This is a genomic window from Erwinia sp. Eh17-17, assembly GCF_039675725.1.
GTDB lineage: Bacteria > Pseudomonadota > Gammaproteobacteria > Enterobacterales > Enterobacteriaceae > Erwinia.
Genome location: NZ_JBDFQT010000017.1, coordinates 1 through 7,000 on the forward strand (window position 1 = coordinate 1; position 7,000 = coordinate 7,000).

General features: G+C 50.0%; 7 protein-coding genes and 1 pseudogene. 2 read left to right on the forward strand and 6 right to left on the reverse strand.

The window, feature by feature from the left end; translation table 11 throughout:
* Nucleotides 1-920: 920 nt before the first annotated feature.
* Nucleotides 921-1,433: a hypothetical protein gene (locus ABEH87_RS21415; protein WP_346579368.1), complete on the forward strand. Its 513-nt coding sequence runs from the start codon at nucleotides 921-923 to the stop codon at nucleotides 1,431-1,433.
* 153 nt (nucleotides 1,434-1,586) lie between these two features.
* On the opposite strand, the gene ABEH87_RS21420 is transcribed toward ABEH87_RS21415, so the two are convergent.
* From ABEH87_RS21420 to ABEH87_RS21435, 4 genes and pseudogenes are all read right to left on the reverse strand, one after another.
* A complete protein-coding gene (locus tag ABEH87_RS21420; RefSeq protein WP_063617430.1) occupies nucleotides 1,587-1,802 on the reverse strand; it encodes an MbeD family mobilization/exclusion protein in 216 nt (71 codons plus the stop codon).
* Between the two features lie 3 nt (nucleotides 1,803-1,805).
* Nucleotides 1,806-2,291: an MbeB family mobilization protein gene (locus tag ABEH87_RS21425; protein WP_346579370.1), complete on the reverse strand. Its 486-nt coding sequence runs from the start codon at nucleotides 2,289-2,291 to the stop codon at nucleotides 1,806-1,808.
* A 34-nt stretch (nucleotides 2,292-2,325) separates the two neighbouring features.
* A pseudogene (locus ABEH87_RS21430) lies at nucleotides 2,326-3,030 on the reverse strand (relaxase/mobilization nuclease domain-containing protein); the annotation flags it as partial.
* On the reverse strand, nucleotides 2,969-3,292 hold the full coding sequence (locus tag ABEH87_RS21435) for a MobC family plasmid mobilization relaxosome protein (protein WP_177897834.1): 324 nt from the start codon (nucleotides 3,290-3,292) through the stop codon (nucleotides 2,969-2,971). The gene ABEH87_RS21435 and the pseudogene ABEH87_RS21430, both read right to left, overlap by 62 nt.
* Nucleotides 3,293-4,841: 1,549 nt before the next feature.
* Between ABEH87_RS21435 and ABEH87_RS21440 the strand changes: the two genes are divergently transcribed.
* A complete protein-coding gene (locus ABEH87_RS21440; protein ID WP_346579372.1) occupies nucleotides 4,842-5,132 on the forward strand; it encodes a nucleotidyltransferase family protein in 291 nt (96 codons plus the stop codon).
* A 150-nt stretch (nucleotides 5,133-5,282) separates the two neighbouring features.
* Here ABEH87_RS21440 and ABEH87_RS21445 read toward each other — a convergent pair whose 3' ends face one another.
* Together ABEH87_RS21445 and ABEH87_RS21450 are read right to left on the reverse strand one after the other, a co-directional pair.
* On the reverse strand, nucleotides 5,283-5,765 hold the full coding sequence (locus tag ABEH87_RS21445) for a hypothetical protein (protein WP_346579374.1): 483 nt from the start codon (nucleotides 5,763-5,765) through the stop codon (nucleotides 5,283-5,285).
* A gap of 157 nt (nucleotides 5,766-5,922) precedes the next feature.
* Nucleotides 5,923-6,441, reverse strand: coding sequence for a hypothetical protein (locus tag ABEH87_RS21450; protein WP_346579376.1), 519 nt, complete (start codon nucleotides 6,439-6,441; stop codon nucleotides 5,923-5,925).
* Nucleotides 6,442-7,000 lie beyond the last annotated feature (559 nt).

A 7,000-nucleotide genomic window follows, 5' to 3' on the forward strand; every position in this document is an offset into this window, starting at 1 on the left:
TTCTATCAAGTCACATGCGGCTTCCACAATTTTCGTGTTGTAGTATCGGGACCAGCCGCTACCAATAATATCGTCAAGTAAGGCACGATTATGGGCTAGGGTTTGCCGTAGGTATTCGGGGGTATATTGCTTCATGGGATGCTCCTTATAGTCTGAGCCTTATTGCTCATCTATATTTATCCCCCGTAGCCGAAAACACACTGAAACGCCTAAAAACCCTTTCTTCCCGTTATTTACGCGCTAGAGATAGTTACTCCGCCGAAAAAAAACTCATTGAAAATTGGCACTAAAGTCCACATATTTTGGCTGGGAACCATCTCCCGCACACAGCCCTTTGATGAATGAAAGTGAGAAGAAAATGGATCCAATGGATAAGATTTGTGACGGCTGTGCTCTTCCCGGCAGCGCCTGTACCTGTGGCACATGCAACGACTGTGATGAGAAGATCGGTGACTGCACCTGCGTACGCTGCGGTGACTGCCGAGAGCTGGAAGATGACTGCCGCTGCTCACGCTGCGACGAATGCAGTGAAAAACTGGATGATTGCATTTGCGACGACTGTGAAGAATGTCTCCGCAGACCGCATGATTGTATCTGCGAAAATTGAGCAGAAGGAATAACTCACTTTAAGAGCGCCTGGAACGGTCGTTCTTATTGAACATAACATCCCTTGCCCGCACCGCCGCAGACGCCCTCAGCGCGCTTCTGCCGTGAGCGGGCCGTTTCCGGCACCTTTCCCTGGCTGTATCGTGAAAAAACGCCCCTGATGATTTCTGCGCGTCTGCATGGCTATGCACGCGGATGAATAGCGGGCGATTTCACGCGTATGTTGTCACTAAGGACTGATTTACAACACTTTTCATTGCCTTAGAGCACACGTAATATCATTGTTTATTTGTACAGAAAAAAAGAGAGATTATATGTCTGAAAGAGACGGTTTTTTTAAAAAAGTGCAAGAAAATCAAGATAACAAGCAGAATTTAATATCTAAGGTGCGAGCAGACGTAATGTCTTTTCGTGCTGCCATGTTTGAGTTAACAAAACAGGTTGAACAGTGGTTGCATGGTTCAGGGGTAGAAGTAGCTACAACAGAAAAGTTGTTTAACGATGAATCAGTATCTTTCATTCAGGGATGCGAAGATCTGAGTACGTACAAAATATCTTCCTGCAAAATAAAAAATGGTCCTAAGACTGCAGTCATAGAACCCGCCGCCGCTTATGGCGGCAAAGCCACAAAAGGCTGGGCTTCTTTAACCATAGATACCCCTAATCGGGCCCCAAGAATCCAGAAATTCCTTTTACGCTTTGGAGAAGATGGGACATGGACAATCAGGAATGATGATATGCCGTCAAATATGCATGAGCCTTTGATAAAGCAAGAATTCGCATTAACAGAAGAAACCTTCTTTCAGGCAATCGAATCTCTCGCTTAACTGCATTAGATACGGAACCGGTAATAGCCCGGCTCCGTATGCATTATCCAAGCGTCGGGCCGTTATATGTTTTTTGCCGCTGCTCACGCTGAAGCTCTAGTGCTTTCTGGTGATCTAGCGCCCGTTCATGCTGCTGACGTAGCTCGGCAGCATTCAACCGTTCGACAACCGGCGCAGCTGCTCGCTCAAACTCTGCACCTGCCTGCTCAAGCCCGTTACGCGCTCGCTCAGCGCCGCGTTCTCCCGTTGCATAAGACCAGACATCGTCCGCCATTCCGCGAAGGCGTTCTCCCACTCGTCCAGCCTTTTCGAGTAGTCCTGCTGTAGCTGCTCTAATGCGCTCAGCAACTGTTTTTCCAGCTCCGTCATGTGCTATTTCCCCGCCAGTATCATCCAGCTCGAATCCTCTCCGAATCTTCCCGCTTCCGGGTTCACCCTCACGCAGCGGCGTCTCTCCTCCCCGCAGGTCGTGAGCTGGACCCCGTTGTTCCTCTCTGAAAGCATGGCCTGCGTGCTCTTCTGCTCCCGGATGGTCATGTAGTTGTCGAGTATCTGCTGCCCCTGCCACCACAAAATGCCAGCGCCCGAGGCGATCAGCAGCGCGGACACCAGGACGATGGTCAGCCACGTCTGGCTGACCATGCGCAGCATCCCTTTCGTGCGCAGGCTCATGGCTGAGGACAGCTTCCGGTCGTGGTCGAGGATGGCGGCGCTGATTCTCTTCTCGCTTTCGTTCAGTTCCGCTCTGACAGATTTCTCGTGCTCGCTGAATGCGGCTTTCAGCATCTCGCCGGTAGTCTGCTGCTGCGCTTTCGATTTCTGCTCTAAGTCCTTCGCCAGCGTTAAAAGACTGTTCATAGATGGCTCCCTTCAGTCGGATGTTTCGCCCCCCGTCCGGGTCGGCAATGCTGATGCTGCTTTTTGTGGTGCGCACCACCTCAAAACCCGCGCTTTCCAGCGCCTCAGTGACGTCCTGACGGGTTTTCAGCTCCCCGGATGAAGCAAGGGCAAGCAGGCCGCGCGTAATCGCCTGGGCGGCTTCCTGCTTCGCTTCCGGCAACGCGGACGTCGTGACCAGCGCCCGCCGATTTTCAGGCGCGTTCGGGTCGTGCAGTCCCAGCCTGCCGTTCACTATGGTCTGCCAGGCATCAATGCGCGGACGATCGGCTCGGTCGTAATACGGCTGTAGCCGTTTGCCGGTCAGTAGCTCCGTGTTCGGGATCAGGAAGTTCAGCTCCAGCCGCCCCTTGTCCCAGTGCTCTACCCACAGCACGCTGAACTGGTCTTTATCGAGTCCGGGCATCAGAACCCGTTCAAAGCTCGCCATCAGCTTTTCACGCTGCCCGGGCGGTAAATCCTTTTCGGCAAAGGACAGGACACCGGATGTGTACTTTTTGGCGTAGGGCGAGGCGTCGATAAGCTCCCGGACTTCCTCCGGCTTACCCTGCAGAACTCTGGCGCCGTCGCGCTGCCGGTCTTTCCCCAGCAGATAATCCACCGGACCGGCGCCACTGCCGCGGCCTCTGGGATGAAACTTAACGATCATCGTCTGCCCCCTTTTCCAGCACGGCGTGCCGCAGCCGCTCGAGTCCGGCATCAATGGCCATCAGCGCGGCGACAACCTGCACGCGATCGTGCCCGGTACCGCCACCGGCGTTAACCTGCCGGGCAATCTGGTTGAGGTTGTTACCCATGCCGGCGAGCTGACGAAGCAGGGCCGGCGAGATCGACGGAAGTTTGCCGGCACGGGCAGGCTTCTCGTCCAGGCACGTCTGGCGCATCCAGGCCGCAAGCTGTTTACCGTCGCAGCGCTCCAGCAGTCGACGGTGCTCGTCCTCAGTAACCCACATCGTGAGCATTTTGCTGCGTTTGTCTGCCAATCCGGCCTCCTGATAACGCCGGGACGGACGGGAAATCTTTTCCCGGTCGGCGCGGTGTTGGGCAAGCCGCAGGCGCGGCAGTGGTTTTAGCGGGTTTCGGGGCGCAGCCCTGAACCAGTCAGGTAGCGCTAGCGGAGTGTATACTGGCTAAATATGTTAAAACGGTGTGGTGATTTATGAAAGTGCTTCATGTAGCAGGGGATAAAATTGGGCTGAGGGGCGTAAGTGCAACATGCAGGTAAGGATGAAATGACGCCTCCTCGCTCACTCGGTCGCTGCGCTCCGATCGTGAGACTGCGGCGGGCGTTACCAGCTCACAGATGACGAGCTAAGAAAGTCGCAAGCGAACTGGGAAAAAACAGAAGTAGGATGCGGCGTTGCCGTTTTTCCATAGGCTCCGCCCCCCTGACAAGCATCACGAAATCTGACGCTCAAATCAGTGGCGGCGAAACCCGACAGGACTATAAAGATCCCAGGCGTTTCCCCCTGGTAGCTCCCTCGTGCGCTCTCCTGTTCCTGCCTTTCGGTTTACCGGTGTCATTCCGCTGTTATGGCCGCGTTTGTCTCATTCCACGCCTGACACTCAGTTCCGGGTAGGCAGTTCGCTCCAAGCTGGACTGTTTGCACGAACCCCCCGTTCAGTCCGACCACTGCGCCTCATCCGGTAACTAACAAACATGATCCCAACCCGGACAGACACGACTAATCGCCATTGGCAGTGGCCAATGGTAACGGGCTTGAGAGAGCGGAAATTTATAACCGAGTGGTTACAGAGTTCTTGAAGTTTTAGCCTTACTACGGCTACACTGGAAGGACGGATTTGGTAATTGCGCTCTCTCGAAGCCAGTTACCTGGTTAAGCAGTTCCCCAACTGACTTAACCTTCGAAAAAACCACCTCCCCAGGTGGTTTTTTCGTTTCAGGGGCTAATTTACGCCGCAACAACGGATCGCGTCAAGATAACTATCCAGCAAAAAACCTTTTCAAAACGCCAAGTTAAGTCAATACATAGCCATCAAACACCTACAGTAACAGTCTTTGATGAGTCTGATAACAAGACACTATGAGATTAAACGCCGCCACCAAGATTGTTTTTTATTCGACGTTTCAGCGACTTCCGTCTTGTCCTCTATTCGTCTCACCTCCTGCAATTCGTTCCTTAGTCCGGACACTTCATCACGAAGGGATTTTATTTCACGAATGAGTTCACTCATCACCTGATTCTGTGTCTCACCAGACTGTCTCTCAGTGTCCCGTGACACTGTCTCTTCTTGTCTCAGCTCACCATAAACCCTGATTAACTCACTTGTCTCAATGGAGCGACCACCGTCCGAATCAGTTCTATATGACAAGCGGCCTGATGACATATCACGATACAGACTGGAACGAGCTTTTCCCGTCAATTTCTGTGCTTGTCTCACCTTATGCCAAGCCATAAGCACCGCCCGTCCCAATGTTGTCTCACATAATTAATTTACCGATAGTATCATCAACATCGTGTTCATCCGTCACATAACCGGAAAATCGTCATGAAACCCTCACTTGAGCTGGAAAAGCACCGTGAAGCAATCAGAGAGCTGACACAGAAATATGGGCTGTATAATCCCCGTATATTTGGCTCTGTTGCAAAAGGGACGGATACAGAAATCAGTGATTTAGACTTACTGGTAGACGCTGGGGAAAAAACTTCTCTGTTTGATATGGGGGGATTGCATGAAGAGCTTAACGCGCTGCTGGCTTGTCCAGTACATGTACTAACACCCAGTGAGATTAGAGCTGATATTCGATCTGAAGTTTTATCATATGCGATCCCTCTTTAAAGAGAATCGACAGATGAAACGACAAGAAAGCCTTTAGGCTAACTCTAGATAATATTGACGTATTACTCATTTTTGATACACTGACAGTCGTCTAGGGTGCGAATGCCTCAGTAATTGGAACTGCGCTATTACGTTGCCCTAGACACCTTTTTAGGTTGTTCCCCACAGTAGTAAACCATCTCTCTCCCATCTTTGAAGTTGCCCCGGATTATCTTTCGCGTAGGCGCTTGATACCCAATGAACATTCGGTTGATATTTTCCTACTGGTTTGCTCAGCTGAATGGGGATGATAATCGGATTACCGCGCTGAATCTCCAGTGTCACTACAACCACGGAGCCTGGCCGAGAGGCAGAATTAAATATCTGCTTTGGTGCACAAAGAATGGCATGGAATCGGCAGAGAATGTCAGTTCCGATACCATGGTCAAAAACCATCTTCTCAAAAACTGAAACCGTGGTGACTATCTCAAGATCCTCACAACCAATCCCAGTTAATATGTCAGCCGGAAATCGTCCAATAGAAACGATTTGACGCATTTTTTCAGCATCGATGCCCTCAGCAGAACTCCCAGCCTCACAAATCCATGACGCCATCTGTGGCGTAAAAACCTCATACTCAACTTTGATGCTCAATCTCATACTCCCTAAAGATTTTTTATTAGCCTGATGGCAAATCGCCCTTACTTTATTACCATTAACCGAAGCATCTTAAAGGTGCCATCTGTGTGGGGTGAATATGTCATAGATAAACTTCACACCCTGGATTAACGTCGCTCCATAACTGCTATTTTTACTCCCATGAGGACTTCACCTGGATTACCCGTTCAGCAAAAGTGTTATAAGTTTTCCCTTTCGTTATAGTTCCTTCATCCAGCAGTTTTTTTACCGCGATCAGCGGATGAACAATCAGTACGTTGTGGAATTCGCCGGAACTACCTTCCCGGCATGATATGAACCCCAGGTCTTTTAACTTCCTCATTCTCCCCGTCCATGTTGTTACACCTCTCCCACTGGCAAATCCGGATTCAAAAGCCAGCACAGTCTTATCCCTTACCTCAATCAGTCCTTCATCTGAAACCCGGAACCACAACGCCAGGTAAGTACTTGATAGTGGGCTTCCCTTTGATAATTCATCCATAAGAACACCTAGCAACGGAAGATAGCGAGGGACGGTTATAAAACCATCGTTTCGGGGCCTGTCATTACGATCCCATGTTTCTATTTCTTCCCCTTCCCATAATGTATTTATCAGTTCGATCCTTCTCTCTGACTGATTACGCTTTCCTGCTCTTTGTGCTCTGACTGACATGCTCGCCCCCTGTTAGTGTATGAGTGGTAATTTACCAAAAAAACCTTACAAATCAATGACTTTCGCACATCAAATCAAATAAATAGTCTCGGTTTTTATTCTCTTAAACATCAAAAGTCGAATTATTTATTACACAAATACATACCAAATGTAATAAATATTACTTAACTATATTGTATTCTATTGAAATTAAACACATTAAATTAATTTACCGGTGCTCTCCGTGCTCACTGTGCTCCATGTGCTTCCGGTGCTCCCTTGTGCTCCATGGGGTTGTAGGGGGCAGATAGGCGAGGAGGAGGATAAAATAATTTAAGGATCACCATTGCGGCCACCCTGCTTGAACATAACATCCCTGTTGCGCCTGTAACGAAAAAGCCCGCATGCCGCGGGCTTCGTTTGTTATAAAACTCCCTGCCGTCGTAACTCTGCTTCTATCAAGTCACATGCGGCTTCCACAATTTTCGTGTTGTAGTATCGGGACCAGCCGCTACCAATAATATCGTCAAGTAAGGCACGATTATGGGCTAGGGTTTGCCGTAGGTATTCGGGGGTATAT